24 protein-coding genes are annotated in these 26,599 nt (G+C 73.5%); 12 read left to right on the forward strand and 12 right to left on the reverse strand.

Annotated elements, in window-relative coordinates; genetic code table 11:
• Nucleotides 1-8: 8 nt before the first annotated feature.
• From ACFTXQ_RS00480 to ACFTXQ_RS00515, 8 genes are all read right to left on the reverse strand, one after another.
• Complete coding sequence (locus ACFTXQ_RS00480) at nt 9-752, reverse strand: carbonic anhydrase (RefSeq protein WP_382634203.1); 744 nt, start codon at nt 750-752, stop codon at nt 9-11.
• A 131-nt stretch (nt 753-883) separates the two neighbouring features.
• The gene (locus tag ACFTXQ_RS00485; RefSeq protein WP_382634205.1) at nt 884-1,537 is read right to left on the reverse strand and encodes a DUF1326 domain-containing protein; all 654 of its coding nucleotides are present in this window, start codon (nt 1,535-1,537) and stop codon (nt 884-886) included.
• 63 nt (nt 1,538-1,600) lie between these two features.
• Nucleotides 1,601-2,437 (reverse strand): DUF2182 domain-containing protein, encoded by an 837-nt coding sequence (locus tag ACFTXQ_RS00490; protein WP_382634208.1) that lies wholly within the window; start codon nt 2,435-2,437, stop codon nt 1,601-1,603.
• A 126-nt stretch (nt 2,438-2,563) separates the two neighbouring features.
• Nucleotides 2,564-4,195: an AMP-binding protein gene (locus ACFTXQ_RS00495; RefSeq protein ID WP_382634211.1), complete on the reverse strand. Its 1,632-nt coding sequence runs from the start codon at nt 4,193-4,195 to the stop codon at nt 2,564-2,566.
• Nucleotides 4,196-4,299: 104 nt separating this feature from the next.
• Complete coding sequence (locus ACFTXQ_RS00500; RefSeq protein WP_382634213.1) at nt 4,300-5,553, reverse strand: serine hydrolase domain-containing protein; 1,254 nt, start codon at nt 5,551-5,553, stop codon at nt 4,300-4,302.
• 179 nt (nt 5,554-5,732) lie between these two features.
• Nucleotides 5,733-7,220 carry a cellulose binding domain-containing protein gene (locus ACFTXQ_RS00505; RefSeq protein WP_382634215.1) on the reverse strand — a complete coding sequence of 496 codons (1,488 nt, stop codon included), beginning with the start codon at nt 7,218-7,220 and terminating at the stop codon, nt 5,733-5,735.
• A gap of 172 nt (nt 7,221-7,392) precedes the next feature.
• Nucleotides 7,393-7,764, reverse strand: a complete 372-nt coding sequence (locus ACFTXQ_RS00510; RefSeq protein WP_382634216.1) for a VOC family protein — start codon at nt 7,762-7,764, stop codon at nt 7,393-7,395.
• A 37-nt stretch (nt 7,765-7,801) separates the two neighbouring features.
• The gene (locus tag ACFTXQ_RS00515) at nt 7,802-8,602 is read right to left on the reverse strand and encodes a LysR family transcriptional regulator substrate-binding protein (RefSeq protein WP_382634219.1); all 801 of its coding nucleotides are present in this window, start codon (nt 8,600-8,602) and stop codon (nt 7,802-7,804) included.
• 58 nt (nt 8,603-8,660) lie between these two features.
• On the opposite strand from ACFTXQ_RS00515, the gene ACFTXQ_RS00520 reads away from it, so the two are divergent.
• Both ACFTXQ_RS00520 and ACFTXQ_RS00525 read left to right on the forward strand, forming a co-directional pair.
• Complete coding sequence (locus ACFTXQ_RS00520) at nt 8,661-9,068, forward strand: DUF5997 family protein (protein ID WP_382634222.1); 408 nt, start codon at nt 8,661-8,663, stop codon at nt 9,066-9,068.
• Between the two features lie 199 nt (nt 9,069-9,267).
• Nucleotides 9,268-10,374 (forward strand): hypothetical protein, encoded by a 1,107-nt coding sequence (locus ACFTXQ_RS00525; RefSeq protein WP_382634225.1) that lies wholly within the window; start codon nt 9,268-9,270, stop codon nt 10,372-10,374.
• 1 nt (nt 10,375) lies between these two features.
• Here the strand turns inward: ACFTXQ_RS00525 and ACFTXQ_RS00530 are convergent, their stop codons facing one another.
• Nucleotides 10,376-10,954: a YdeI family protein gene (locus ACFTXQ_RS00530; protein WP_382634228.1), complete on the reverse strand. Its 579-nt coding sequence runs from the start codon at nt 10,952-10,954 to the stop codon at nt 10,376-10,378.
• 361 nt (nt 10,955-11,315) lie between these two features.
• On the opposite strand from ACFTXQ_RS00530, the gene ACFTXQ_RS00535 reads away from it, so the two are divergent.
• Together ACFTXQ_RS00535 and ACFTXQ_RS00540 are read left to right on the forward strand one after the other, a co-directional pair.
• The gene (locus ACFTXQ_RS00535) at nt 11,316-12,272 is read left to right on the forward strand and encodes a tellurite resistance/C4-dicarboxylate transporter family protein (RefSeq protein WP_382634230.1); all 957 of its coding nucleotides are present in this window, start codon (nt 11,316-11,318) and stop codon (nt 12,270-12,272) included.
• A gap of 57 nt (nt 12,273-12,329) precedes the next feature.
• Nucleotides 12,330-14,618 (forward strand): RNA ligase, encoded by a 2,289-nt coding sequence (locus ACFTXQ_RS00540; RefSeq protein ID WP_382634232.1) that lies wholly within the window; start codon nt 12,330-12,332, stop codon nt 14,616-14,618.
• 33 nt (nt 14,619-14,651) lie between these two features.
• Here the strand turns inward: ACFTXQ_RS00540 and ACFTXQ_RS00545 are convergent, their stop codons facing one another.
• Nucleotides 14,652-15,140 (reverse strand): SH3 domain-containing protein, encoded by a 489-nt coding sequence (locus ACFTXQ_RS00545; RefSeq protein WP_382634235.1) that lies wholly within the window; start codon nt 15,138-15,140, stop codon nt 14,652-14,654.
• A 432-nt stretch (nt 15,141-15,572) separates the two neighbouring features.
• Between ACFTXQ_RS00545 and ACFTXQ_RS00550 the strand changes: the two genes are divergently transcribed.
• The 4 genes from ACFTXQ_RS00550 to ACFTXQ_RS00565 all read left to right on the forward strand — a co-directional run bounded on the left by ACFTXQ_RS00550 (nt 15,573) and on the right by ACFTXQ_RS00565 (nt 21,501).
• The gene (locus ACFTXQ_RS00550) at nt 15,573-16,817 is read left to right on the forward strand and encodes a sensor histidine kinase (RefSeq protein WP_382634237.1); all 1,245 of its coding nucleotides are present in this window, start codon (nt 15,573-15,575) and stop codon (nt 16,815-16,817) included.
• On the forward strand, nt 16,792-17,457 hold the full coding sequence (locus tag ACFTXQ_RS00555) for a response regulator (protein ID WP_382634240.1): 666 nt from the start codon (nt 16,792-16,794) through the stop codon (nt 17,455-17,457). Before ACFTXQ_RS00550 ends, ACFTXQ_RS00555 begins: the two co-directional genes overlap by 26 nt.
• Before the next feature lie 52 nt (nt 17,458-17,509).
• Nucleotides 17,510-17,884 (forward strand): YbjQ family protein, encoded by a 375-nt coding sequence (locus tag ACFTXQ_RS00560; protein WP_382634243.1) that lies wholly within the window; start codon nt 17,510-17,512, stop codon nt 17,882-17,884.
• A gap of 179 nt (nt 17,885-18,063) precedes the next feature.
• Nucleotides 18,064-21,501, forward strand: a complete 3,438-nt coding sequence (locus tag ACFTXQ_RS00565; RefSeq protein ID WP_382634245.1) for an endo-alpha-N-acetylgalactosaminidase family protein — start codon at nt 18,064-18,066, stop codon at nt 21,499-21,501.
• Nucleotides 21,502-21,504: 3 nt separating this feature from the next.
• On the opposite strand, the gene ACFTXQ_RS00570 is transcribed toward ACFTXQ_RS00565, so the two are convergent.
• Both ACFTXQ_RS00570 and ACFTXQ_RS00575 read right to left on the reverse strand, forming a co-directional pair.
• Nucleotides 21,505-22,347: a helix-turn-helix domain-containing protein gene (locus ACFTXQ_RS00570; RefSeq protein WP_382634248.1), complete on the reverse strand. Its 843-nt coding sequence runs from the start codon at nt 22,345-22,347 to the stop codon at nt 21,505-21,507.
• Between the two features lie 32 nt (nt 22,348-22,379).
• A complete protein-coding gene (locus ACFTXQ_RS00575; protein ID WP_382634250.1) occupies nt 22,380-23,294 on the reverse strand; it encodes an EamA family transporter in 915 nt (304 codons plus the stop codon).
• A 29-nt stretch (nt 23,295-23,323) separates the two neighbouring features.
• On the opposite strand from ACFTXQ_RS00575, the gene ACFTXQ_RS00580 reads away from it, so the two are divergent.
• From ACFTXQ_RS00580 to ACFTXQ_RS00595, 4 genes are all read left to right on the forward strand, one after another.
• Nucleotides 23,324-24,802 (forward strand): PLP-dependent aminotransferase family protein, encoded by a 1,479-nt coding sequence (locus ACFTXQ_RS00580; RefSeq protein ID WP_382634253.1) that lies wholly within the window; start codon nt 23,324-23,326, stop codon nt 24,800-24,802.
• A gap of 124 nt (nt 24,803-24,926) precedes the next feature.
• A complete protein-coding gene (locus ACFTXQ_RS00585; RefSeq protein ID WP_382634256.1) occupies nt 24,927-25,388 on the forward strand; it encodes an LPXTG cell wall anchor domain-containing protein in 462 nt (153 codons plus the stop codon).
• Nucleotides 25,389-25,396: 8 nt separating this feature from the next.
• Nucleotides 25,397-26,074 (forward strand): RNA polymerase sigma factor, encoded by a 678-nt coding sequence (locus tag ACFTXQ_RS00590; RefSeq protein ID WP_382634258.1) that lies wholly within the window; start codon nt 25,397-25,399, stop codon nt 26,072-26,074.
• Nucleotides 26,071-26,589 (forward strand): hypothetical protein, encoded by a 519-nt coding sequence (locus ACFTXQ_RS00595; RefSeq protein ID WP_382634260.1) that lies wholly within the window; start codon nt 26,071-26,073, stop codon nt 26,587-26,589. Before ACFTXQ_RS00590 ends, ACFTXQ_RS00595 begins: the two co-directional genes overlap by 4 nt.
• Nucleotides 26,590-26,599 lie beyond the last annotated feature (10 nt).

Below are 26,599 nucleotides of genomic sequence, written 5' to 3' on the forward strand. Positions count from 1 at the left end.
GACGTCCCTCAGGACAGGGTGCGTACGCGCTGGTCGCGCAGCTCGTAGCGGGCGGCGACCACGGCCAGTTGGCCCGAGGCCACCCTGCCCGCCAGGTCCGGCTCGGTCGCCAGCCGGTCGCGGACGCTGCGCACGTGCGCGTTGACCGTGGCGTCGATGCGGGCATCGCCGTGCTGGCCGCGGTCGATGGACGGCCTTATCTGGTCCGCCAGGTACTGGATGTGTGCGGGCAGCGGCTCGCCGGACTCGTCGGCGTGCACCGCCGCGGCCACCGCCCCGCACGACTGGTGGGCCAGTACGAGCACCAGCGGGACGCGCAGTTCGAGGACCCCGTACGCGACGCTCCCGAGTACGGCCTCGTCGAGCACCTCACCGGCGGACCGCACGGTCATCAGGTCGCCCAACCCCTGGTCGAAGACCAGCTCAGGGGGCACGCGGGAGTCGATGCAGCCCAGTACGACCGCGAACGGCTGCTGTCCCGACACCAGCCGGCGGCGCAGGGCCGCGGACTCGTGCGGGTGCTCCTGCCGCCCGGTGCGCCAGCGCTCGTTCCCCGCCGCCAGCCGGCGCAGCGCCTGCGCGGGCGTCGTGGGCCGGTCCCCGCCCTCGGCCTCCAGCGAGGCGGCGGAGGCGGGGAAGGCCGACCCGAGGGTCAGCCCCGCGCCGGCGACCGCCGTACCCGCCACGGCGGTGCGCAAGAGGGCACGTCGGCTGGGCGGAGAGGCGACAGAGGTCCGTATGTTCGAATCCATGGCCGGACCGTAACCCGGCCCCCTGGCACCGGTGTTGACCCGCAGCCGCAATGGCGCGATCCGTTCGCCGACAGGCCGAATGGTGGCGAAATGGTCTCAGCATGCGGAAACACCCTCAGGGCGGGCGGGGTCTAGTCGGGGCCCGTCCAGTCGAAGGCGATGTGCTTGCTGGACCGGCCGTCGCGGTTCCACCGGAAGCCGAAGGCGTCGGCCCGGTCCGCGGTCGAACGGCCCCAGGTCGCGACCTGTCCGGGCCCGGTCTCACACCCCGGGAGGTTGGTGGACTGGACGCGCTCGCCCGGCGGGGTCGTCGGTCCGCTCAGGGCCTCGGCGCTCGCCTCGACCCGGCCGGGGACGGTGGCCCGCCAGCCGCCGAGGTCCTCGTCCACCTCGATCCGGATGGGGGCGAAGTCCATGCCGCGCATCTCGGCCCCCATCATGGACACCATCTCGGCCGGCCAGCTGCCCGCCTGGCCGCCGAAGATCATCTGCAGGGCCTGGCGCTGCGTGTCGTCCGCGCGTTCGTCGAGGAAGACCGCCGCGTACGTGTCGCTGTGCTCGGCCCAGAGGTTGCCCACGAACGAGCCGAGCATCACCACGTTGAGGTCGTCCAGCGGCACCCCGCCGTAGTTGCCCTCACGGATGTGCCAGGCCAGGACGCCGTCGCACTCGCCGTAGGTGGGGAGCTGCGCGAAGGAGCACGGGCAGGGAACGTTGCACCTGCAGGTGTCGAACCAGTCCCCGGCCGCGTGCCATCTCGGCACGGTCGCTGTCGTCTCGGACATGTCGCCGCCTCCTCATGGCGCCGCGCCGGCGGACGCCACGGGTCGTCATGTCCATCCTCCCCCTCACCCCGCCATCCGGTCCATGTCCGGCATCGGACCGGACGTCCCCAGGCCCGGCAGCAGCCAGTCCTGGAAGGGGGCGAGCACGGCCATGACCAGGAAGGCCAGGCCGACGGCCCAGGCGAGCCAGGGCCCCTGGCGCCACAGCTTCTCCAGGAAGATCACCCCGGCCACCGCGGCCATCGCGGCCACGTTCATGACGCCGAGCGGGATCAGGACGATCATCAGCCCCCAGCAGCAGCCGACGCAGTAGAGCCCGTGGTGTGCGCCGACCCGCAGGTCCTTCGCCCAGGGCCGGAAGCGCGCGTACCGGGCCAGCTGGAACATCGGACTGCGGCAGTGCCGCAGGCAGACCCGCTTCAGCGGCCCGAACTGCTGCACCCCCGCGAGCAGGAACGCCGTGGCGCCGATCCAGCGCGCCGCCCCGGGGTCCCGGTCCACGAGGTGCCCGCTCGCCGCCAGGGCCCCGTAGGCCAGCAGCCCGAAGGCGGTCCAGACGAGGAGGTAGCCGCTGACGAACTCCGCGATCCGCAGCGCACGGGCGGGACCGGCCGAGCGGCGCCCGATGGCGCGCACCCAGGTGATGGCCACCGGCGCCACCGACGGCAGCATCATCGCCGCCATCATGACCACCCACAGCAGCAGGAACAGCGGGAGCGCCAGCCCCATGGTGCCGGGCTCCATCCCCATGTGACGGGCCTGCCCGACGGTGAGCAGCCACGCCAGGGCGGCCAGCAGCACCATCAGCGCCCAGGCGACCGCCAGATCACGCGGGGGCAGCAGGGCGGCGGGCCGTGTGGGCGCGGGCGGGGCCAGGCGGAGGTGGGCGGGACGCGGCATGAGGGCCTCCCGGGGACGGGCGTTCCCGACCCCTCAAGCAGAGCACACGACCGCCCCGCCTTCTCGGCCACGTTGCCACGTTGGGGTACCGGGGTACCCCACACGGGTAGGGCGGCCCCTGCTGGATCAGTCGGTGGGGAGCCCCAGCAGGCGGACCGCCGCCTCGCGCATCTCGATCTTGCGGATCTTCCCGGTGACGGTCATGGGGAACTCCTCGACGACATGGACGTAGTGCGGGATCTTGAAGTGCGCGAGCCGCCCCTCGCAGTACGCGCGCACGGCCGCGGCGGTCAGCGGCTCGGCTCCCTCCCGCATCCGCACCCACGCCATGAGCTCCTCCCCGTACTTGGGGTCGGGCACGCCGATGACCTGCACGTCCAGGACGTCCGGGTGGGTGTGGAGGAACTCCTCGATCTCGCGCGGGTAGAGGTTCTCGCCGCCGCGGATCACCATGTCCTTGATGCGGCCGGTGATGCTCAGGTAGCCGTCGTCGTCCATGACCGCGAGGTCGCCGGTGTGCATCCAGCGGGCCGCGTCGACGGCCTCGGAGGTCCGCTCCGGCTCGCCCCAGTAGCCGAGCATCACCGAGTAGCCGCGGGTGCACAACTCGCCCGGTTCCCCCCGGGGTACGGTCCGGCCGGACTGCGGGTCGACGACCTTCACCTCCAGGTGCGGCCCGACCCGGCCCACGGTCGACACCCGGCGCTCGACCGAGTCGTCCGCGCGGGTCTGCGTGGACACCGGCGAGGTCTCCGTCATCCCGTAGCAGATGGACACCTCCGTCATGCCCATCCGGTCGATGACCTCCTTCATCACCTCGACCGGGCAGGGCGAACCGGCCATGATGCCCGTCCGCAGGCTGGACAGGTCGTACGCGTCGAAGCCCGGCTCCGCCAGCTCGGCGATGAACATGGTGGGCACTCCGTAGAGCGAGGTGCACGACTCGGCCTCGACCGCGGCCAGCGTGGCCGCGGGGTCGAAGGACGGTGCGGGGATCACCATGGCCGCCCCGTGGCTCGTGCAGGCGAGGTTCCCCATGACCATGCCGAAGCAGTGGTAGAAGGGCACCGGGATGCAGACCCGGTCCTGCTCGGTGTAGTGGCACAGCTCGCCGACGAAGAAGCCGTTGTTCAGGATGTTGTGGTGCGAGAGCGTCGCGCCCTTCGGGAACCCGGTGGTCCCCGAGGTGTACTGGATGTTGATCGGGTCGTCCGGGCTCAGCGCGGCCTGGGCCCGGGCCAGTTCGGCCGGGTCGCCCTGCCGGCCCCGCTCCAGCAGCGAGGTCCACAGGGGACCGCCCAGCAGGGCCGTGAACTCCAGCTCCGGGCAGCGCGGCCGCACCTCCTCGATCATGGCCGCGTAGTCGGAGCTTTTGAAGCGCTCCGCCGCCACCAGCAGCCGGATCCCGGACTGCCGCAGTACGTACTCCAGTTCGTGGGAGCGGTAGGCGGGGTTCACGGTGACGAGGACGGCGCCGATCCGCGCCGTGGCGTACTGGACCAGCGTCCACTCGGCGCAGTTGGGGGCCCAGATCCCGACCCGGTCCCCCTTGGCGATGCCGAGGTCCAGCAGCCCGAGCGCGAGCGCGTCGACCTCGGCGGCCAGCTCCGCATACGTCCACCGGCGCCCGGTGGCCCGGTCGATCAGGGCGTCGCGCCCCGGGAACAGCCGGACGGTACGGTCCAGGTTCTCGCCGATCGTGTCGCCCAGCAGCGGCACTTCGCAGACACCGGACGCATAACTCGACGCGGAAGACACACGTGGCTCCAGGACTCGGTGGCGGGGCGCGCGGGCCCGGCGGGCCGGCGTGCTCCCATGATCCCCGCCACCCGGTCCGGGGACCAGCCCCCGGGGGCGCGGGGTCAGCGCGCGTGCCGCTCCGGGAGGTCCACCTCGGCGGGGGCCACCGTGAAGCCGCGGGTGCCCGCCGGTGCGGCCCGCTTGCCGCAGAACGCCGCTTCGAGGGTCCCGCCGAGGGCCATGTTCGCGGCGCCCCGGTTCGAGGTGTTCGCCATGGCGGCGAGGCTGCGCCGGCCGTCCCGGGTGGTGAAGGCGTAGGTGTAGTAGCCCTGCACGGTGCCCGTGTGACCGTAGACCGACGTGCCGCACGAGAGGTCGTAGCGGCGCAGCCCCAGCCCGTAGGAGCGGGTGCCCGTGGTGTCGGTCGGGGCCATGGCGAGCATCGGCTCCAGCGTCCGCGCGGGCAGCAGCCGCCCGCCGAGCAGCGCGGAGGTGAAGGTGTTCAGATCGGCGGCGTCCGAGATCATCGCTCCGGCCGACTGCGCCCAGGACACGGTCTGTTCGGTGGAGTCCACCAGGGGCCCTCCGGCCTCGTCGGGGTGCAGGTAGCCGCGGACGTGGCGCCCCTCGATCCGGGTGCCGGGGTGGACGTACGAGGTGTTCCGCAGCCCCAGCGGCTCGATGATGCGGCGGCGGTACTCCTCGGCCACCGGCTGCCCGGTGGTCTTCTCGATGAGCATGCCGAGGACGACGAAGTTGGTGTTCGAGTACTGGTACGAGGCCCCCGGCTCGGTGGTCCTCGGTTCGCGCAGCGAGAGCGCCACGAGGTCCCGGTAGCCGAACACCTTGTTCCGTACGGCCTCGAACCCGGGAACGGTCCGGGCGAACATGGCGTCGGTGTAATCGGCCAGCCCGCTGCGGTGGTTCAGCAGGTGGCGCACGGTGATCCGCTTGTCGGGCAGCAGACCCGGCAGGTGCCGGTCGACCGGATCGTCGAGCCGGATCCGCCCCTCCGCGACGAGTTGCAGCGCCACCACGGCGGAGAAGGTCTTCGTTACGCTGCCGATCCGGAAGCGGGCCCCGGTGTCCATGGCCGCGCCCGTGCTCCGGTCGCGGACGCCCACCACCCCGGTCCGGACGCCCTCGGGGCCGCTGACACGGGCCATCGCCCCCGGCGCCCCGGCCGCCGTCGTGTTCCGCAACGCCTGGACCAGGGCGGGGAGATCGGGGGCCGGCGCCTCGGCTGCCCGGGCGGGGCCCGCCGTGGCGAGGGTGACGGTGATCGGTGCCAGGCCGGCCACCACGGCCAGCAGGGCGGCGCCGAAGGTCAGGCGGCGTCGGTTCGGGTTCGGGGTCGGTGTCAGGGGCAGGAGCACGTGGATCCTCGAATCGGCGGGTACCGGGCAGGGGTACCGAGCGTACGGAAGATCCACTCGCCGGCGCGCGCGTCGTCAGGGCGTGTTCCGCGGGTTCCGGCGGCCCTCGGAGGTGTCGGCGATCCTGCCGTTCCGCCGCGGCGGGGTGTCCGGATCGCCGCCGGACACCCCCGGAGCGGCTACTTGAAGGCCGAGAAGGCCTTGGTGAAGGCCAGCGGCTGCTGGAGGATCGAGCTGCACGTGGCGTCCGCGTAGCCGACCGCCCCGGCCGCGCACTGCCGGTCCCGGGCCGAGGACCACATGGCCAGCCGGCCGATGCCCTTCGCCGAGGCGAAGTCCACGAGCTGCGTGGCGTCCGCGACGGTGAAGACCTCGCTCGCCACGTCGTTCACGCCGATCATCGGCGTGACGGCGACCGCCTTCCAGGCCGCCGCGTCGGACAGCCCGAGCACCCCCTTCAGCTGGGCCTGGGTGGCCGTCGCCGCCTGGATGGCGTACGCGCCCATGTCCGCGCTGTACGCCGGCCCGTAGTCCATCGCCATGATGTTGACGGCGTCGACCCGCACGCCGTTCTTCCGGGCGTCGGCCAGCAGGGCCACCCCCGGTTGGGTCAGCCCCTCCGGCATCACGGGCAGCGTGAAGGCGACGTCGAGGCCCGGGTGGGACTTCTGGAGCCGGGCGATGGCCTGGGCGCGGCGCGCGTTGGCCGCGGTGTCCGGCAGGGCCGCGCCCTCGATGTCGAAGTCGACCTTGGTCAGCTTGTACTGGTCGACGACCTTGCCGTAGGCGGCCGTCAGCTCCTCGACCGTGGAGCAGTTCAGCGCCAGCTCGTGCCCGGCGGCCCCGCCGAACGACACCCGCACGTCACCGCCCTTGGCGCGCAGCGCGCCGATCTGGGCGGCGACCTTGTCGCCCGCCAGGTCCGTGACCCCGCCCCACAGCGGAGCGCAGCCGCCGCCCGACGTGATGAAGGCGAGGTGGAACTCCTTCACGCCGGTCGCGGCCGCCGTGTCGAGCAGGTCGTACGCCGGGTACAGCGAGGTGTCCACGTACGGGGCGAAGCGCGCCCCCGCCGCCGGGGCGGTCGGCGTGCCGGTGGGGGTGGCCGACGGGGTACGGGTGGGCTGCGCGGAGGTCGGGGCCGGTGAGGGCGGCACGGTCGGCGCGGCCGTGGCCGTCGGGGTCGGCCGGGCGGTGGGGCGCCCGCTCGGGCCGGCCGTCGCGCCCGGGTCCACCGAGCACTTCAGCCCGTTGATGCGGCACCCGGTCGGGTCGCCGGGGGCGCCGGACCCGCTCGCGACGAAGCCGACGGTGACCGAGGCCCCGGCCGCCAGCTCCCGGTTCCAGCCCGCGGGCTTCACCGTGACGTGCCGCCCGTCGACCGTGTGGGTCCCGTTCCACAGCGAGTCGATCCTCGTGCCCGCCGGGAGGTCGAACTGCAGCGTCCAGTCCGACTGCTTCGTGCCCGTGCTGTTGGTGATGACGTACTGGCCGGTGTAACCGCCGCTCCAGGAGCTGGACTTGGTGTACACGGCTCCGACGGAGCTGGCCTGTGCGGTGCCGGTGAACGCGAAGGCCGCGCCACCGATCACCGCCGCCGCCACGATCGCGCCGGTGACCTTGGCCGTACGGCTCGTCCTGCGCCGGTGCCCGCCTGTGCTGCTCATCGCGTGCCTGCCTCTGTGTTACTGGGGAGTTGGGGTTGCGGCAGCACGCTAGCCGCCCCGAAACGGACATTCGTTCGCTTCGGGGCGCCGGCCGAGAACTTAGGTTCCGCTTAAGGAAGGGATCGGCGGCCATTAAGCCGCCGCGGGTGGATCCCGGGCCGTGCGGGGGCGGTCAGCCGTGGGTGGAGTCGATGACGCAGAAGCGGTTGCCCTCGGGGTCGGCCAGCACCACGAAGTCCGGGTCCTCGGGGTAGGAGTCCCAGGCGACCCGCAGGGCCCCCAGCGCCACCAGGCGTGCCACCTCGGCCTCCTGCTCGGCCGCGTCCGCGACGTACAGGTCCAGGTGTACGCGCGGATGCTCCTGCACGGGCGTGGTGCTGCGGCCGAGGGCCAGCCCGGGCCCGCCGCCCGCGGCCGGGACCAGGACCGTCCAGGCCTCGTCGATCTCGCCGTCGCGGGGGACGTACCCCAGCGCCCCGCCCCAGAATTCCGCCGCCCGCCGTACGTCCGCGGCGCCCATCACGATCGTTCCGATGCTCAGCATGATCCGATTCTGGCAAAGGGCCCGCAGCCGCCGGTGGCTAGGGGCGGCGGCGCGGTTTGCCGCTCTTGCCGCCCTTGGGGCCGCCGGAGCCGCCGCGCGGGTTCTTGCCCGTCGGCTTGCCGCCCGCCTTGCCCGATCCGGGCTTCCGCTGCGCGCCGCCCGCGTCCGGGCGCTTGGCCTTGGCCTTCGCCTTGGCGGTGGCCTTCGGCTGCGCCGGGGTCTGTGCCCGGCCCCGGGTGCTGTTGACCGTACGGCCGCGGACGATGCCGATGAATTCCTCGACCAGGTCGGGGGTGGTCTCCGCCTGCGGCCACGACAGCGCGACGCGCGAGGCGGGGGCGTCCGTGACCGTGCGGTAGGTGAGGTCCTTGCGGTGGTGCAGGCGCGCGAGCGACTGGGGGACGATCAGGACGCCCACGCCGGCGGCCACCAGCTCGATGGCGTCCGCCGTCGTCGCGGGGCGCTCGATCGCGGGCCGGCCCGGCAGCCGCTCCCAGCCCAGGGTGTCATCGAGGGGATGGAAGACGATCTCCTCGGCCAGATCCTCCGTGGACACCTCCTCCACCGCCGCGACGAGGTGGTCCTTGGGGACCACCACGACCGTGGTCTCGGTGTAGAGGGGGATCGCGCTGAGGTCGTCGCGGTCCACCGGGAGCCGGACGAATCCCGCGTCGGCGCCGCCCTCGCGCAGCACGCCGAAGGCCTCGGCGGGGGACACCGCGACCAGGGTCAGCGGGACGTCGGGCAGCCGCTCGTTCCAGATCCGGATCCACTTGGTGGGGGTCACGCCCGGGACATAAGCGAGCCGGAACGAATGGGGTGCTTCCGAGCCTGTCACCCCGCCAGGTTACCGGTCGTGGTCGGAGGTAGCGCACACGCTCGATACTCTTGACACCATGACGTCGCACCAGAACACCCAGACGATGAAGCCCGCAACCGCGGCGAAGAAGCTGGGCGTGTACCTCGAGGCCACCCCCGCAGAGTTCCAGGAGGGTGTCGTCTCGCGCAGTGAATTGAGTGCGCTGCAGGCCGACCCGCCCCAGTGGCTCCAGGAACTGCGGCGCAACGGCCCGCACCCCCGCCCGGTGGTCGCGGCCAAGCTCGGCGTCTCCATCGCCGGCCTCGCCCGCGGCGGGGTCACCGAGCCCCTCACCACCGAGCAGATCGAGGCGCTGAAGCAGGAAGCTCCCGAGTGGCTGCAGAAGGAGCGCGCCACCCAGGCCGAGGTCCGCAAGGAAGCGGTCCGCATCAAGGAGAAGAACGCCCAGCGCGCCGCCGAGCAGGCCCGCGACCCGCGTCCCTGATCCGCGTCACCCCTCGGTCCTCAGGCCCGGTTCCCCGGTGGGAGCCGGGCCTGAGGCCTGTGGCGGGTCCCCGCGGCCGCCCGCCCCGACGGCATTACCCGAGAGGTAATCGATCTTCCGTACGCCTCCGGGCAGATTGGTCCCACCGGGACGGGCAAGGGCTCGGAACACCCCCGGAGACAGAGGGAGACGTACGGTCATGACGGCGATCCGGCAGCAGCAGCGGCGTACGAAGAAGCAGACGGTGGCGCGGACCGGGCGGTTCGCCGCGGTGGCCGTCGCCGCCGGCCTGTCGATCGGCGCGGTCACGGCGGGCCCGTCCTCCCCGGCCGCGGCGAGCCAGGCGGGTCAGCCGCCCCGGACGGCGGCCGCCGCGGGACGGGGCGGCGAGTGCGCCGAGGTCCGGGACAAGGTCGAGCGGCTGGAAGGCCTGATCACCCCGAACGCCTGCGCCTTCATGAAGCGGCAGATCGCCTTCGGCGAGATGCCGACCGGCACGCCCCCCACCCCCGGCGGTCCGGTCCACCCGAGGGTCGCCGCGTACCTGGACATCTTCGACGCGGACGCCACGCTCTGGGAGGCGGGCGGCCCGGCCCAGCGCGGGCACGCCGTGATCGGCGCCTCGATCACCGGCTCCCTCGGCCTCGCCCCCGACCTGCGCTACGTGGGCACGAACGTGGTGGCCGACGGCGCGGTGATGATGTTCGGCCAGCGCAACGAGGTCACGGTCAAGGGGCAGAAGGTGACGTACCCCCAGATCGCGCGCAACGTCCTGTCCGACGACGGGAAGACCATCCAGGCCCGCCGCTACTACGACCGCTACGAGATCTTCAGGCCGGTCGCCCCCGAACTGCGCCCCCTCTTCGACGGCATGGCGGACGCCGGCCCCGCCACCGGCCGGAACCCCGAACGCTTCCGGGCCGACGAGATCACCGCCCGGCTGGCGGCCTGGAACGGCGAGGACGCGGCCGCTCTGACCGGCCGGATGGGCAACGCCCGGCTGACCGGCCCCGGCCTGGCCACTGCGCTGGCCACCGCGGAGGGCAAGACCGCGTACCTCAAGAGGTTCTTCGAGAAGGCGGACGTGAGGTTCCAGTCGGGCCAGGTCGCCTTCGGCGGCACCACCACGTACGTGGAGTGGCACGGCACGATCACCAGCACGAAGGGCACCGTCATCCCGTTCGGGATCGTCGAGCGGTTCGGCCCGCGGGGGGAGTGGGAGCTCTCCTTCGACACGCTGCCACTGATCGCCGAGGAGGCCGGGATCGAGGTCCGCTCCCTCTACCAGCGGCTGGCCCGGCCCTGAATCACCCCGGACTGCCACCGGTCGCGAGCAGGCGCAGCGCCTTGTCGAGCCGGGCCTGCCGGGTCTCGGGTGTCAGCGCCTGGAGCAGGGGCAGCACCACCAGGTAGCGCCCGGTCCGGTCCAGGGCCTCGAACGCCTTCCCGGCCTCCGGGTCCGCCTCGAGCGCCGCGGCGAGATCGGGCGGCACCGTCGCCGTCTTCTGCGACTCGTAGGCCGCCGCCCAGCGCCCGTCCTCCTGCGCCTTGCGCACCTCGGCCAGCCCGGGCTCGCGCATCCGCCCCGCCGCCGCCAGCACCGCGACCTTGTCGACGTTGACCTGCGACCACAGGCTCCGGGGCCGGCGCGGCACGTACTTCTGGAGGTAGTACCGCTCGTCCAGGGAGCGGCGCTGTCCGGAGATCCAGCCGTAGCAGAGCCCGATGTCGACCAGCTCGTCGTCGCTGACGGTCGGGATGCCGGACTTCTTCTTCGCCACCTTGATCCACACCCCCTCGTGGCGGGTGTGGTGCTCGGCCAGCCAGCCCTCGAACGACGCGCCGTCCGGGAAGGCCATGATCTCGACTCCGTCGATCTCGTCCATCGGCTCAGGCTAACGGGCGGGGAGCGGAGGTGGGAGCGGTGGTGGCCGCCGCCGCCACCGCACCCCCCGCGTACGGGGAGCGGACGCTCCGGGCTGTGAGGAGGCAGCGCGCAGAGCCCGTAGAACCGCCGGCCCGCTCCCCTGTGACGGACCGGCAGGTCCCCGTCTCAACCGGAGCCTATGGCGGGGCCGGACCGGTGCCTGTGCAGAGCGCGCACATTCTGTTGATCATGCGTGCAGGAGGTTTGGGCCGTCCGGATCCCCGGACCGCTCGAACGCGCCCTCGGCCGGCACGGCGGCCGGGTTCCCGGCCGGGCCCCGTCCGGTGGCGGGCCGCCTGCCCGTGGGGTGGGCTTGAGGGGTGAGCCCTCTTCCCGGTCGCGGCTGGTGGGCCGGACTCCCGCCGGCCGCGGGAGCCGCCGTGATGGCCCTCGGCATCCTCTCCGTCGGCCTGCACCTGACCGGGCACGAGGTGGCGTCCCTGGTCGCGCTCGCCCTCGCCGGGGCGCTGTGGCTGGTCCTGGCCGCCGACTTCACGGCCCGGCTGTTCGGCGACCGCGGGCGGTTCCGGGCCGAGGCCGACACCCCGGCCGCGCTGACCGCCGTCGCCGCCACCACCGTGCTCGGCACCCGGCTCTCGGTGCTCGGATGGCAGGACGCCGCCACCGGCCTGCTGGTCCTGGCCGCCGTGCTCTGGCCCGGTCTGCTGCTCGCCGTCGTCCTGCACTGGCGGCGCCGCATGCCCGGCGTGGCCTTCCTCGTCTGCGTCGCCACCCAGGGGCTCGCCGTCCTCGCGGCCGTCCTCTCCGCCGCCGAACACCTCGACTGGCTCGCCCGGGCGGCCCTCGCCTTCTTCTGCCTCGGACTGCTGCTCTACGCGGCGGCCCTGGCCCGCTTCGACCTCCGCGAGGTGGCCGGCGGAGCGGGGGACCACTGGGTGGCGGGCGGAGCGCTGGCCATCTCCGCCCTGGCCGGCTCCAAGCTCACGGCATCACCCGTATGGACCGGTTCGGCGCACACGGCCCTGCGTACCGTCACCCTCGGGCTGCTCGCCTTCTCCCTCGCCTGGTACGTCGTCCTCCTCACCGCCGAACTGCGCCACCCGCGGCCGCGTTACGACATCCGGCGCTGGTCCACCGTCTTCCCCCTCGGCATGACGGCCGCCGCCTGCCTCTCCGCGGCCGGCCCGACCGGCGTGTCCTGGCTCCGCCCGCTGGGCGAGGTCCTGCTGTGGATCGCCGTGGCCGCCTGCCTCTTCACCTGCGCCAAGTTCATCGGCTCCCACCGTCCGGGTTCCGCGGCGAGCAGGCATAATTGAGTACCGCGCGGCCCCTCCCGCACATGAGAATGAACCATCTCAAACCGGGAGGAACCCATGAGCCAGGAGCCCCTGACTCTGCATGACCTGATGCCTGCTCAGGCGCTGGCCGAGTCGATCGCCGCCGGGTACGTGACCCGCAAGCCGCACCCCGAGCTGCCGCTGTCCATCTACACGTACTCGAGGACGGCCCAGTACGAGGGAGTCTGGGACCAGGTCACCACACGGTGCCGCGGGCTCGTCGCCGAGGACAGCACCGGCGCGATCGTCGCCCTGCCCCTCCCGAAGTTCTTCAACGTCGGCGAGCACGAGGCCGGCATGCCGTACGCACCCGCGCTCCCGGACGAGCCGTTCGAGGTGTACGAGAAGGTCGACGGCAGCCTCGCGGTGGTGTTCCACTACGCGGGCCGCTGGAGGGTCGCCTCCAAGGGTTCCTTCACCAGCACCCAGGCGACCTGGGCCCAGCGGCGCCTCGACGGCAAGGACACCTCCGCGCTGCGCCCGGGGGTCACCTACCTCGCGGAGATCCTGTACCCGCAGAACCGCATCGTCGTGAACTACGGCGACCGCAGGGACCTGGTCCTCCTCGCCGCCTTCGGCGGCGAAGGCACCGAGGTCCCGCTCACCGAGGCCGCGGCCCACTGGGAGGGCATCGGCTCCGTCGTCACCGTGTGGCCCGCCATGCCCCTCGACGAGCTGATCGCGCTGACCGAGTCCAGCACCATGCCCGGCGGCGCCGCGGCCACCGGCACCGACGCCGAGGGCTTCGTCCTGCGCTTCGCCTCCGGCGTGCGCGCGAAGGCCAAGATCGCCGAATACGTGCGGCTCCACCGGGTGCTCACCGGCGTCAACGAGCGGGACATCTGGCGCAGCCACGGCATCCAGCGGTTCGCGGACCAGCCGGCCAAGCGCCTGGCGCAGGCCTTGAACTGCACCGTCGCCGAGGTCGAGGCCTCGGGCGGCAAGCCGCTGGACGCGCTGCTGGAGCAGGTGCCCGACGAGTTCGACTCCTGGGTGCGCGAGGTGATCGCCCGCCTGGAGGAGGAGGCCGCACGGCACGAGCGCGCCATCGACGAGGCCTACGCGGGCCTCGTCCACCTGGCCGGCGACCGGGGTGCCTTCGCCCGCGCCGTCCAGGAACTGGGCGACCGGACGGTCCGCCCGGCGATGTTCCAGCGGCTCGACGGCCGGCCGACCGAGCTCACCACCTGGCGACAGGTGCGGCCGGAGACGGCCGACCCGTACACCACCGACGAGGAGGACTCCGACGTGCCCGCGGAAGAGCCCCGTCCCGCGCCCCGTGCCGCCGCCCCGGCCGCGCCCCGCCCGGCGACCTCCGTGGCACGGCCCTCCGTACCGCGGCCCGCCGTGCGCGACGCCGTGGCGCCGGAGGCGGACGGGGAGGAGTCCCCGCTGCCCGTCGTGCACGTCATGACGGGACTGCCGGCCTCGGGCAAGACGACCGCGGCGCGCGCCCTCCAGGCGCGGGCCGGCGGCCGGATGCGGCGCGTCAACCTGGACGACCTGCGGAGCATGCTCGACCTGCCCGACCCCGAGCGGGGCCGCTCCTGGGCGCACGAGCAGACCGTACTGGCCGTACAGGACGCGGCGGTCCGCGCGGCCGTCGACGGTGGTTTCGACGTGGTCGTCGACAACACCCACCTGACCAAGCACATCCCGAAGCGGCTCAAGGCGGCGGTGGGCGGCCTGGCCACCTTCGTCGTGCACGACTTCACCGACGTCCCGCTGGAGGAGTGCCTGCGCCGGGACGCCGCCCGGGAGAACCAGGTCGGCGAGGAGATCATCCGCGTACTCGCCGAGAAGCACGAGAAGGCCCGCAAGGGCGGGTGGCGGCTGACGGCGGAGTGGATGAACGGCGGCTCCGGCGCGATGGCGGTGCCGCCCGTGGCCCCGTACGTGCCCGACCCGGAGCTGCCCACCGCGGTGATGTGCGACATCGACGGCACCCTCGCGCTGATCGGCGACCGGGGGCCGTACGACTTCTCGCGCTGCGAGCTCGACCTGCTCAACGTGTCGGTACGCAACGCGCTCGACGTCTTCCGGCGCGCCGACGGGGACACGATCGTGCTGCTCTCGGGGCGCAGCGAGGAGCACCGGCCGCAGACCGAGTCCTGGCTGCGGCGCCACGACGTGCCGTACGACGAACTGTGGATGCGCGCGACGGGTGACACGCGCCGCGACGACGTGGTGAAGGCGGAGCTGTTCGACGCGCACGTCCGCCACCGGTACGCGGTACGCGTCTCGCTCGACGACCGGGACCGGGTGGTGGCGGTGTGGCGCCGGATGGGGCTGCCCACCTGGCAGGTCAACTACGGCGACTTCTAGCCGCCGCAGTCGACCGGCGGGCCCGGCGGGGGGTCAGCGGCAGTACTTCACCTCGGTGAGGTTCTTGACGTAGCGGGCGGAGACCCAGTGCTTCTTGCCGTACGACTTGCTGTTCGGGTTCGCGCCGTACTTCTTGTGCAGGCGGTACCAGATGCGGTTGCCGTCCACCGATTCACCGTAGGTCTTGCACTCGATCTCGACCTTGCGGTTCGGGTACACCTGGTTGACGACCTGCGAATCGGTGGTCGGCTGGCTGCGGACCTTCAGCGGGCCCTTGGAGACGACCTTGCCGATGGCGTGCTTGTACTTGTAGTCGTCGTAGCCGTTGCCGTTGCCGGAGTCGTTGTCGTAGTCGTCGTAGCCGTCGGCCCGCTCGTTCCCGCTGCCCGCGACGATCTCCTGCGACGGCGTGGCGGCCGCCTGACCCCCGTCGTCGGCGACGGCGGTCCCGGCTGCCCCGACCAGGCCGAGCACCAGGCTTCCGGCGGCGAGAGCGAGGATGGTCCTGGGGGGCTTCAGCATGAGCCGGCTCCTCTGCGAATACGAAGTCGTCCGCCCGGCCGCGGCGCGCGGCGCGGGGTGGCAACCAGGCGGTCGCCAGGGACGACTATGACGAGGGAGGGGCGCGCAGACTCGCTGACGCACCGTCGATTAGCCCGATATGCCCAATATCCGATGCGCGTCGACGTGAGTTGACGAGAGGTGACGAGACGCGGTGCCGGTCGGCGCCGGCCCGCCGTCGCCGCCGGCGGCCTCGCGGGGCCGTGCCCGCCCCCGAACGGGCACGGCCGCGCGGCGGGGGCCCCGGGGGGCAGGGCCGGTGCCGGCCGGTGGACCGGCTGTGGAAAATCTACGGGCGGCCGGCCACGGACCGCGCCCATCCACGGGTTGAAATGCGCCTACCCCCTTGGGGGGCGACCCTGTACAACCAGGGGGGTACACAGGGGGGTTGACGTGCACGTGTCCATACATCCGGCGACGGTCCGGCTCAGATCCGCGCTGCCGGTCGTCGGCGAGATCGCGTGGGCCGCCGGCTCGCTCTGGATCTCCTCCACCATGCTCCACAACTGGCCCGACCCCCAGGGTTATTGGCGGGACACGGACGCCCTCGCCTACGTCCTCCTCGCCGCGGTCTACCTCCCGCTCGTACTGCGCCGCCGCTTCCCCGTCGCCGTCCTGTGCGGCACCGGGCTCTGCGTCGCCGCCTACTTCACCCTCGGCTACTACCACGTCGTCGCCGTGTGCGGGCTGGCCACCGCCCTCTACACGGTGGCCTCCCTGCGGCCCCGCCGGGTCTCGGCGCGGTGCGCGGCCGGGGCGCTCGTCGTGCTGCTGTGGGGAACCCGCCTCGCCGAGCCGGGGATCGGCGCGCTCAGCGTCGGCTTCGTGACCGTGATGACCGTCGTCTGCTGGGTCGTCGGCGACGGCGCGCGCAGGCTGCGCGAGCTCACCCGCCGGCTCCGCCTGGAGCAGGAGGAGAAGGCCCGCCGGGCCGTGACGGAGGAGCGCATCCGCATCGCCCGCGAACTGCACGACGTCATCGCCCACCACGTCTCGGTGATCTCCGTCCAGACGGGGCTCGCCTCCTACGTGTTCTCCGCCGACCCGCCCACCGCCCGCCGGGCCCTGGACACCGTCGGCGACAGCGCCCGCGAGGCCCTGGCCGAGATGCGCCGGATGCTGGAGGTGCTCCGCGATGAGGACCCCGCCCCGGACCGGGAGTCCGCCTCCGCCCCGGAGGGCCCCCGGCCCGCGGTCCCCGGACTCGGGCACCTCGACGCGCTCGTCAAACGGGTCGCCGAGGCCGGCGTACCCGTCGACGTACGGATCACGGGGACCGCGTACGAGCTGCCGCCCGGGATCGACCTGTGCGCCTACCGCGTGGTGCAGGAGGCGCTCACCAACGTGATCAAGCACGCCCCCGAGGCCCGCACGACCGTGCGCGTCGACTACGGTGCGGACGAGATCCGCATACGCGTCAAGGACGACGGCAGCGGGCGCCCACCGGCCCGCACCACGCCGGGCGCGGGGCCCGCCGCGGGCCAGGGGCTGATCGGCATGCGCGAGCGGGCGACGATCTATCACGGCACGGTGACCGCCGAGCCCGCCCCCGGGGGCGGATTCGAGGTCAGTCTGCGGGTCCCCGTGCCCCGAACGGGAGGGGAGGACGCGGATGCCGTCCGTACTCGTCGTCGATGACCAGTTCCTGATCCGGTCCGGACTGACGGCGCTGCTGGGCGCCGCGCCCGGCTACGAGGTCGTGGGCGAGGCCGCGGACGGCGACGAGGCGGTCCGGCTGGCCGCCGAGACCCGCCCCGACGTCGTCCTCATGGACATCCGGATGCCCGGCACGGACGGCATCACGGCTACCGAGCGGATCCTGGCCGGGCGCGACACCGCGCAGCCCGGCGTCCCCAAGGTGCTGGTGCTGACCACCTTCGACTCCGACGAGTACGTCTTCCGCGCCCTGCGGGTCGGAGCCAGCGGCTTCCTCCTCAAGGACACGCCGCCCGACCGCCTGCTCGCCGCCATCGCCACCGTGCACGCCGGGGAGATGCTGTTCAGCCCCGGCGCCCTGCGCGGACTCGTCGACACCTACGCCGCCCGCTCCGCCCGCGCCCCGCACCCCGGTCTCCCGGCGCTGACCCCGCGCGAGCGCGAGGTGCTCGCCCTGGTCGGCGCCGGCCTGTCCAACGCCGACATCGCGGCACGCCTCGTCCTCAGCCCCGCCACCGTCAAGACCCACGTGCACCGGTGCATGAGCAAGCTGGAGCTGGCCAGCCGCGCCCAGGCCGTGGTCCTCGCCCACGAGTTCGGTCTCGCCGCCCGGATGCCCTGAGCGCGGCCGCCTCCGGATGCGGGCGGCGGCGGGCCGGGGGAGAGTGGCTGCCATGGGTATCGAAGACTTCGGCGGCGGCCCAGGGGCCCAGCAGACCGGCGTCCTGGTCGTGACGACCAACGACGTCCCCGGCTACCGCGTGGAACAGGTCATCGGCGAGGTCTTCGGCCTCACCGTGCGTTCCCGCAACCTGGGCAGCCAGATCGGCGCGGGACTGAAGTCGATGGTCGGCGGCGAGCTGAAGGGCCTCACCAAGACCCTCGTGGAAACCCGCAACCAGGCCATGGAGCGGCTCATCGAACTGGCGAAGGCGCGCGGCGCGAACGCCGTCCTGGCGATGCGCTTCGACGTGACCGACGCCGGCAACGTCGGCACCGAGGTGTGCGCCTACGGGACGGCCGTCGTCCTGGTGCCCGCCTCCACCTGAGCCGCCGGCCCCCGCGCACCTCCGGTCACTCCCGAGCGCGTAAGTCCAGGACGGCGCTCCGCTTTGTCCATGGGCCTGTGCGCCCTGCGGTCCGCAAGCTGTCAGGTCAGTGAGCGGACCGCTCGGGGCTGCGTGCCGAGCGGTCTTCCGCCGAGGAAGAGCCGACTCCCGGAGGTCCGATGCGCACCCCCCTCTGGCCGGCCGCGGCCGCGGCGGCCGGCCTGGTCGCCACCCTGCTCGTGGCCGTGCCCGCCGCCCCCGCCGCGGCGGCCGCACCCGTGACGATCACCTCGCCCGAACTGTCCGTCAGCGTGGACAGCGGCTTCCCCCGTGTCATCGGCTACACCCGCCGCGCCACCGGCGACGTCCTGCACGGCAACGAGGACCCGCTGAGCACGGTCCTGGTCAACGGAACCGCCTACACCCCCACCGTGACCTCGTCCCCCTCCGGCTCCGCCGTGGACTACGCGCTCACCTTCTCCGGAGTGACCATCAGATCCCGGATCTCGGTGGCCGGTTCGGTCGTGGAGTTCAAGGTGACCGCGATCGAGGACACCTCCGCCCTGCGCGTGCGCAGCCTCGCGATCCCCGAGCACCACCTCGTCAGCGTCCGCAGCGACCAGCCGGGCGCCGCGCTCTCCACGGCCACCATGCACACCGCCACCACCGGCACCGGGGACACCTTCACCCCGATCACCGCCACCACCCCCGTCGACCCCGCCGCGACCACCGTCATGTACGGACTGGCCAACACCGGCAGGCTGGCCGCCGCCATCGACTCCAACTCCCTCTACGACACCCCCTCGGGCGGCACTGCCCGCGAGAACGGCCGGATCAGCAAGCGGGTCACCGACAAGGGCTCCTACCGCCGTGCCGGCCTGTGGAGCGGCGCCTGGCTCCACCGGGCCGCGGGCGCGCCCGACGACGACACCGAGCCGCTGCCGTACGCCCGTATCGCGATCACGGCCGACCGCAACGGCGACTCCGTCGTCGACTGGCAGGACGCCGCCGTCGCCTACCGGGACATCTGGACCCCGCCCACCGGCTGGCAGCAGACCGCCGACCGGGTCGTGCAGCGGATCCCCTTCAACTTCGCCTCCCAGGCCACGCACCCCTTCGCGCAGACCCTCGACGAGACCAAGCGGGTCTCCCTCGCCACGGACGGCCTCGGCCAGTTCGTCCTCCTCAAGGGATACGCCTCCGAGGGCCACGACTCCGCGCACATGGACTACAGGAACATCGGCTCCAAGCTGGGCGGCGCCGTCGACCTGAACACCCTCACCACCGCGGGACACGCCTACAACGCCGACTTCGGCGTGCACGTCAACGCCACCGAGGAGTACCCCGTATCGGCCACCTTCGACCCCGCCCACCAGAGCGGCGGCCTCGGATGGGACTGGCTCGACCAGTCGTACTACGTGGACACCCGCAAGGACGGCCAGTCCGGGCAGCGGCTGAAGCGCCTCCAGGACCTCAAGACCGCCGCCCCCGGGCTCGACTTCCTCTACGTGGACGTCTGGTACGGCGACGGCTACGTCTCGCGCCGACTCCAGCGCGAGATCGGCGGCCTCGGCTTCCAGCTGGCCACGGAATTCCCCAACACCCTCACCGAGCAGTCCCTCTGGCACCACTGGGCGGCCGACGTCAACTACGGCGGCAGCGACCTGAAGGGCATCAACTCCACCATCGCCCGCTTCATCGCCAACCACGCCAAGGACGACTGGATCGCCCGCAACCCCCTCCTCGGCGGCGCCGAGGTCACCGCCTACGAGGGCTGGCAGGGCAAGAAGGACTTCACCGCCTTCCAGAACACCACCTTCGACGTCAACCTGCCGACCAAGTACCTCCAGGAATCGCCGATCGTGAAGTGGACCGCCGACACCGTCACCCTGGCGAACGGCACCACCGTCACCGTCTCCGGCAACAAGCGGCAGATCACCACGGCCGGCCGCACCGTCCTGTCCGGGGACGCCTACCTGCTGCCCCGCGACGGCAAGCTCTACCACTGGAACGACAAGGCGGGCTCCACCACCTGGACCCTGCCCGCCGGGTGGACCGCGCCCAGGCTCTACAAACTCACCGACACCGGACGCCAGTTGGTGGGCGACCTCACGGCGAGCCAGGGTCAGGTCACCATCAGCGCCGCCGCCCGCACCGCCTACGTGGTCACCAACGGCGCCGCGCCCGCCACCGCCGACCCGAAGTGGGGCGAGGGCACCCCCCTCAAGGACCCCTCCTTCTACACCGGGAACCTGAACGCCTGGACCGTCACCGGAACCGGCGCCGCCGTCACCCGCAACGCCCAAGGCCAGAGCGAGCTCACCTTCGCCCCCGGCACCACCCCCGCCGTCTCCCAGCAGCTCACCGGCCTCGCCCCCGGCACCTACGCCGCCTCCGTCTGGGTCTCCACCCCGGCCGGCCGCGCCGTGACCCTCACCGCCACCCCGTCCGGCGGCACCACCGCCTCCGTGTACGCCGACTCCTCCCCGCTGACCAACAGCCTCGGCGGCAGCGAGAAGAACGGCACGAAGATGCAGCGCATGAAGGTGCTCTTCGACGTCCCGGCCGGCCAGTCCACCGCCACCATCAGGCTCTCGGCGGCCGCCGGATCCGGCACCGCCTATCTGGACGACGTACGCGTGGTGCGCTCCGCGCGGGCCCCGCTCGGCGGGCACTGGTTCGCCGAGGACTTCGAGAGCGCCGACGCCGGCTGGGGCCCCTTCGTCTTCGGCGGCGCCGGCGGCTCGGCCACCGACCCGCGCACGCACATCGCCCAGCGCAACGCCCCGTACACGCAGGCCGGCTGGAACGGCAAGCTGGTCGACGACGTGATCGGCGGGCAGAACTCCCTCAAGTCGCACGAGGAGCGGACCGGGCTCGTCTACCGCACCCTGCCCCAGACCCTGCGGCTGACCCAGGGGCGCTCGTACAAGGTGACCTTCACCTACGAGAACGGCTTCGCGGACGACTACCGGTTCATCACCGGCGCAGGCTCCACCGAGACCGCCACCGCGCTGGACCAGGCCCGTACGCCCACCACCTTCACCACGACCTTCACCGCCGGGGCCGACGCCTGGATCGGCGTACGGAAGGTGACCGCCGAGGGCTCGCACAACGAGGCCGACCTCGTCCTCGACGACCTGACCGTCGACGACCTCGGCCCGGTCGGCGGCGGCGAACTCCTCGTACCGCAGAACCGGATGAGCGTGAAGGCCGTCGACAGCCAGGAGACGACGGGCGAGAACGGCAGCGCCGCGAACGTCCTCGACGGGGACGCCTCCACCATCTGGCACACCCAGTGGTACGCCGCCACCGCGCCCATGCCGCACGAGATCACCCTCGACCTCGGGGCCTCGTACGAGGTCTCGGCCCTGCACTACCTGCCCCGGCAGACGCAGAGCAACGGCCGCATCGCCGGCTACCAGGTGTTCACCTCGACCGACGGGGTCACCTGGGGGACGGCGGCGGCCACCGGAACCTTCACCGACAGCACGGCCCAGCAGGACGCGGCCTTCACCCCGAGGGCCGCGCGCTACGTCAGGCTCAAGGCCACCGGCGAGGTGGGCGGCAACCCGTGGACCTCGGTCGCGGAGCTCAACATCGGCTACCGGCCCTGACGTTCACCGGGCCGGCCCCCGTACGGACTGCTGCGCGCGGAACCGTACGGGAGCCATGCCCACCCGGCGGCTGAACAGCCGGCTGAAGTAGGCCGCGTCCTCGTAACCGACCCGGCGGGCGACGCCGGCGACCGGCAGGTCGGTGCGGGCCAGCAGCTCCTTCGCCCGGCTCAGCCGGATCCCGAGGAGGTACTCCTTGACCCCCTCGCCGGTACTGCGCCGCACCGACCGGCGCAGTTGCGGCAGCGGCATGCCGAGCCGGGCCGCGTGCTCGGCCACCGATATCGGCAGCAGGGCGTCCCGCGCCAGGGTGTCCATCACGGCGTCCCCGTGCCGGGACACCTCGGCGCGTGCGTAGCGCAGGGCGACCAGCAGCCCGTGCACGGCGGCCGCGGCCTCCACCTCCAGGAGCGGGCCGCCGCGCCGGGCGGCCCGGACGATCCCGTCGACCACGTGCCGCACCCCGGCCGTCCCGCTCAGCGGCACGAGCGGGCGGTCCGGCGTGACGTAGCCGAGGTCGGTGTACGCCTCCACGCTGCGGCCCGTGAAGTCGACGAAGCACTCGTCCCAGCCGGTCCGCGGATCGGGCCCGTAGTGGTGCTCCACGCCGGGCACCAGCCACAGCAGCGCGGGCGCGGTCACCGGCTGGGCGGGCCGGCCGCCGTGGCTGAACCAGCCCCGGCCGCGCGTGACGACCACGGCGACGTGGTGGTCGAGGACGCGTGGCCCCACGACCGGCAGTTCACCCTCCTGGACCCCCACCCCCAGGCAGACCAGGCCGAGTCTGCGGTGGTTGGCGTTGGGGGAGAAGTACCGCATCCAGCTGCTGTACGGGGGCGTCGCCATCTGCGGATTGTGATCCACGGGGCCGGGCGCCCTCAAGGGGAGGCGGGCGTCCGGAGCGGAACCTTCACGGGTTCGCGGCGCGTCGGACGAAGTCCCGCCGCCAGACCGGCGATCACGACGGCCAGGCCCAGCCACACCGTCGGGCCCGGGACCCCGCCGCCGGTCAACGCGCCGGCCCCGGCCGCCGCGAGCGGGGCGACGCCGGTCAGCAGCCCGGCCCGGCCGGAGCCGATGGCGGCCACCGTGCGGTACCAGAGCAGGAACGCGACCGCCGTCACCATCACCGCGAGGTATCCGGCCGCCGCCCACTGGGTCGCGCCGATCTCCAGCACGGCCGAGGGCCGCTCCACGCACACCGTGAGCACCGCCAGCATCAGCGCCCCCATCCACACCGCGTGCACTGACACCCCCCACGCGCCGTGCCGCCGGAGCACCGGTACGGCGAGCAGCGTGAACCCGGCCTCGCAGGCCAGCGCCAGAGCCGCCCAGGCCACCCCGGCGGCGTCCGTCCGGCCCGTCCCCTCGACCAGAACCGCCCCGGCCACGACCACGGGCGCCGCGAGGAGCACCTGACGGCTGGGCCGCCGGCCCTCCAGGAACGGACCGATCAGCCCGAGCAGGATCGGCACGGAGGCCACCGCCACCGCGATGACGGCCGGCTCGGCGTGCGCGACCCCGCGGACGACGGCCACGTTGAACAGCACCAGCCCCGTCACCGCGATCCCGGCCAGCCACAGCCACTCGCGCCCGCGCGGCCGCAGGACCGGTACCTTCGCCGCCCGGGCCAGGGCCAGCAGGATCAGCGCGGCGGCCGCGTACCGGGCCGCCTGGACGGCGTAGAGCGGGGCGTCGACGAGGGACCGGGAAACGGTGACGCTGCTGCCGACCAGCGCCATCCCGACGATCCCGGGCGCCAGATCCCGCAGGGCGGTGGGTGGTGTTCTCATGCGGTCCAGCCTGGTCCCACAATGGTCCGGTGAGCAGGTCCAAAGAGAGCGGGACCCAGGGGTCCAAAACCGCACCGCCCGGGGCCACGGCGTCGCCCGGGTCGGACTTCCTGCAGCTCGACGTCGGGCAGGCCCCGCCGGGGAGCCGTACCGAGTGGCTGGCCGGGCGGCTCCGGGCCGCCATCGCCGACGGCACGCTGCCCGTCGGCAGCCGGCTCCCGGCCAGCCGTGTGCTCGCCGCCGAACTCCGCGTCTCCCGGGGCCTGGTCACCGAGGCCTACCAGCGGCTCGCGGAGACGGGCCAGGTCTCCGGCCGCGGCCGGGGCGGCACGGTCGTCGTCGCCGCCCCGCCACCCCCGGCCGCACCGGCCCCCGCCCCGTCGCGCGGCGGCCTGGTCGACGCGCTGCGCGCCGTACCCTGCCGGATCGACCTCTCGCCCGGGGTGCCCGACCTGACCGCCTTCCCCCGGACGGCCTGGCTGCAGGCGGAGCGCCGGGTGCTCGCAGGGCTCACCCCCGCCGACTTCGGCTACGGGAACCCGCAGGGCGCCCCTGCACTGCGCGAGGCCGTCGTCGGCTGGCTGGCCCGCAACCGCGGGATCCGCGCCGACCCCGACGAGGTGGTGATCGTCGCGGGCGTCGCCCAGGCCCTCGGACTGCTCGCGCACGTCCTGCGCGAGCACGGGGTGCGCCTGGTCGCCGTGGAGGACCCCGGCTCGCTCGGGGCGCGGCAGCAACTGGAGTACCACCGCCTGGAGACCGTTCCCGTACCGGTCGACGGGGCCGGGCTGGACGTGGCGGAGCTGCGGGCGAGCGGCGCCGGCGCCGTGCTGCTCACCCCGGCGCACCAGTTCCCGACCGGCGTCGTCCTCGACGGGGAGCGCCGCCGCGACCTGCTCGGCTGGGCGGCCGCCGGGGGACTGGTCATCGAGGACGACTACGACGCCGAGCACCGCTACGACCGCGCCCCCGTCCCCGCACTGCGCGCCCTGCTCCCCGAGGCCGTCTGCTACGCCGGGAGCGTGTCCAAACTCCTCGCCCCCGCGCTGCGCCTCGGGTGGCTCCTGGTCCCGCCGCGCCTGCGCGAGGCCGTGACCGCCGCCAAGCGGTACGCCGACCTCGGCAATCCGGTCCTCGCCCAGCTGGTCCTCGCCCGGCTGATGGACTCGGGCGAACTGGAGCGGCACCTGCGCTTCGTCCGCCGCCGCCACCGCCGGCGGCGCGACGCCATGCTCCGGGCCGTCGCCGACCGGCTCCCGGGGGCCCGGGTGCACGGTGCCGCGGCGGGCCTGCACCTGCTGGTCACCTTCGACGGGGCGGAGTTCGCGGACACCGACCTCGCCGCCTCGGCCCTGGCCCGCGGGGTCAAGGCCCACCCGCTGTCCTGGCACCGCCTCACACCCGGCCCGCCGGGCCTGATCCTGGGGTACGCGGCCGGTTCGACCGGCGAGATCGAGGAGGGCGTCGCCACGATCGGCCACGCCCTGGACGAGGTGCTCGGACGCTAGTGCGGTGCCGGCGCCGATGGCCGGAAAGTTTTTCGGATCGGGCGGCAACCTCCCCGGGGGTCGCGCGTCGTGAGGGGGTGGAGGGCGCGGTACCGCGCCCTCGATCCGACCGTGGAGAACCACCGTGAAGAACCTCAAGCGCGTTCCGCTCACCGTCCGCCGGGCGGCCGTCACCGCCGCCGCCGGGGCGGTCCTCGCGCTCGCCGGGCCCGCCCACGCCGCGAGCGGGCCCTCGGCCCAGCCGTCCCCGTCCGTCAGCACCCCGCCCGGCGCGGGGACGAGCGCCCGGCCCAGCGCGTCGGCGTCCCTGCCGACGTCCGGGTCGAGTGCCAAGCCGAGCCCGTCCGCGTCGCATCCGGCCGGCGGGTCGAGCGCCAAGCCCAGCCCGTCCGTGTCCCGTCCGGCCGGCGGGTCGAGTGCCAAGCCCAGCCCGGCCGGAGCCTCGCCCTCCACCGCACCCGCCGGTTCCGAGCTCGCGCATACTGGCTCCTCGGCGACCACCGTCGCCATGGGGGCCGGGGCCACCGGGCTGATCCTCGCCGGAGCCGGAGCCCTGTACGCCGTGCGGCGCCGGACGAACAGCTGAGGAATCCCGTGCTCCACCTCGCACCACCCGTCGGCCCCCTCACGCCCGGCTTCGGCCGGGCGTGGCGGGGCCTTTGGTCGTTGCTGCGCCGGGACCGTTCCGCCCCGCCGGTCTCCGGGAACCCGAACCGGACCTCGTACGGGCCCTCGTACGGCTCCTCCTACGGGCATGCGTACGACGCGGACCCCGCCGATCCGCAGCCGCCCACCGTCACCGAGCTCTACCACGCGCACCGGCTGCGGATGGTCCGGCTGGCGGTGCTGCTGGTCGACGACCTGGCCACCGCCGAGGACGTGGTGCAGGACGCCTTCACGGCCCTGTACCGCCGCCACGGTGAGCACATCACGGAGGTCGACAACGCGCTGGGCTACCTGCGGACCGCCGTCGTCAACACCTCGCGCTCGGTGCTGCGCCGCAGGCGGACCGTCCGGGCCTGGACCCCGCCCGCGGCGGTCGACGTGCCGTCGGCGGAGTCGTCCGTGGTCCTCGACGAGGCACACCGTGAAGTACTGGCCGCGCTCGGCCGGTTGACGCCGCGCCGGCGGCAGGTCCTGGTGCTGCGCTACTGGGCCGACCTCAGCGAGGCGGAGATCGCGACCACCCTCGGCATCAGCCGGGGAGCGGTGAAGTCGAACGCGAGCCGTGGCCTGGACGCGCTGGAACGGATTCTGGAGGGACGGATATGACGCACACGACGCGCGACGGCGAGCGCCCGGTCGAAGTTCGGCTGCGGCAGGCCCTCGACGCGCGCGCCGAGAGCATCGAACCGCGCATGCTGCGCCCCGCGCAGCCGCCGCGGCCACAGGCCGGGCGCCTGCCCGTGGAGCGGCTCCGGCGTTTCGCGGTGCCCCTCGGGGTCCTGGCGGCGGCGGCCGCGGCCGGGATCGGATACCTGCTGCTCGCCCCGGATCAGGCGCCGGGCCCGGTGCCGCCCGCGACCCCGCCGAGGATCACGGCCCCCGGCCCGTCCCCGGAAACCCCCCACACGCCGAAACCGCAGCCGTCGCCGTCCACTCCGGACGGCCCGGACAGGTCGCCGAGCGCGAGCGTCAGCGCGGGTGCGAGTGCCGGCGCGAGCCGGAGACCGAGCCCGAGTGCGAGCCCGTTCCGATCGGTGACCCCGTTCCCGCCCGCCTCGCCCTCACCGTCCGTGCCGGCGTCGCCGACGCCCTCCTCCGGGCAGGGCTCGACTCCGCGCTAGCCGGACGGCA

This window comes from Streptomyces sp. NPDC057010 (genome assembly GCF_042673805.1).
Taxonomy (GTDB): domain Bacteria; phylum Actinomycetota; class Actinomycetes; order Streptomycetales; family Streptomycetaceae; genus Streptomyces.

What these genes read in the sequence shown, in the direction of transcription:
- ACFTXQ_RS00480 (WP_382634203.1), bottom strand. Translation starts at nt 752, where the DNA reads ATGGATTCGAACATACGGACCTCTGTCGCCTCTCCGCCCAGCCGACGT.
- ACFTXQ_RS00485 (WP_382634205.1), bottom strand. Translation starts at nt 1,537, where the DNA reads ATGTCCGAGACGACAGCGACCGTGCCGAGATGGCACGCGGCCGGGGAC.
- ACFTXQ_RS00490 (WP_382634208.1), bottom strand. Translation starts at nt 2,437, where the DNA reads ATGCCGCGTCCCGCCCACCTCCGCCTGGCCCCGCCCGCGCCCACACGG.
- ACFTXQ_RS00505 (WP_382634215.1), bottom strand. Translation starts at nt 7,220, where the DNA reads ATGAGCAGCACAGGCGGGCACCGGCGCAGGACGAGCCGTACGGCCAAG.
- ACFTXQ_RS00510 (WP_382634216.1), bottom strand. Translation starts at nt 7,764, where the DNA reads ATGCTGAGCATCGGAACGATCGTGATGGGCGCCGCGGACGTACGGCGG.
- ACFTXQ_RS00520 (WP_382634222.1), top strand. Translation starts at nt 8,661, where the DNA reads ATGACGTCGCACCAGAACACCCAGACGATGAAGCCCGCAACCGCGGCG.
- ACFTXQ_RS00525 (WP_382634225.1), top strand. Translation starts at nt 9,268, where the DNA reads ATGACGGCGATCCGGCAGCAGCAGCGGCGTACGAAGAAGCAGACGGTG.
- ACFTXQ_RS00530 (WP_382634228.1), bottom strand. Translation starts at nt 10,954, where the DNA reads ATGGACGAGATCGACGGAGTCGAGATCATGGCCTTCCCGGACGGCGCG.
- ACFTXQ_RS00540 (WP_382634232.1), top strand. Translation starts at nt 12,330, where the DNA reads ATGAGCCAGGAGCCCCTGACTCTGCATGACCTGATGCCTGCTCAGGCG.
- ACFTXQ_RS00545 (WP_382634235.1), bottom strand. Translation starts at nt 15,140, where the DNA reads ATGCTGAAGCCCCCCAGGACCATCCTCGCTCTCGCCGCCGGAAGCCTG.
- ACFTXQ_RS00555 (WP_382634240.1), top strand. Translation starts at nt 16,792, where the DNA reads ATGCCGTCCGTACTCGTCGTCGATGACCAGTTCCTGATCCGGTCCGGA.
- ACFTXQ_RS00560 (WP_382634243.1), top strand. Translation starts at nt 17,510, where the DNA reads ATGGGTATCGAAGACTTCGGCGGCGGCCCAGGGGCCCAGCAGACCGGC.
- ACFTXQ_RS00565 (WP_382634245.1), top strand. Translation starts at nt 18,064, where the DNA reads ATGCGCACCCCCCTCTGGCCGGCCGCGGCCGCGGCGGCCGGCCTGGTC.
- ACFTXQ_RS00570 (WP_382634248.1), bottom strand. Translation starts at nt 22,347, where the DNA reads ATGGCGACGCCCCCGTACAGCAGCTGGATGCGGTACTTCTCCCCCAAC.
- ACFTXQ_RS00575 (WP_382634250.1), bottom strand. Translation starts at nt 23,294, where the DNA reads ATGAGAACACCACCCACCGCCCTGCGGGATCTGGCGCCCGGGATCGTC.
- ACFTXQ_RS00595 (WP_382634260.1), top strand. Translation starts at nt 26,071, where the DNA reads ATGACGCACACGACGCGCGACGGCGAGCGCCCGGTCGAAGTTCGGCTG.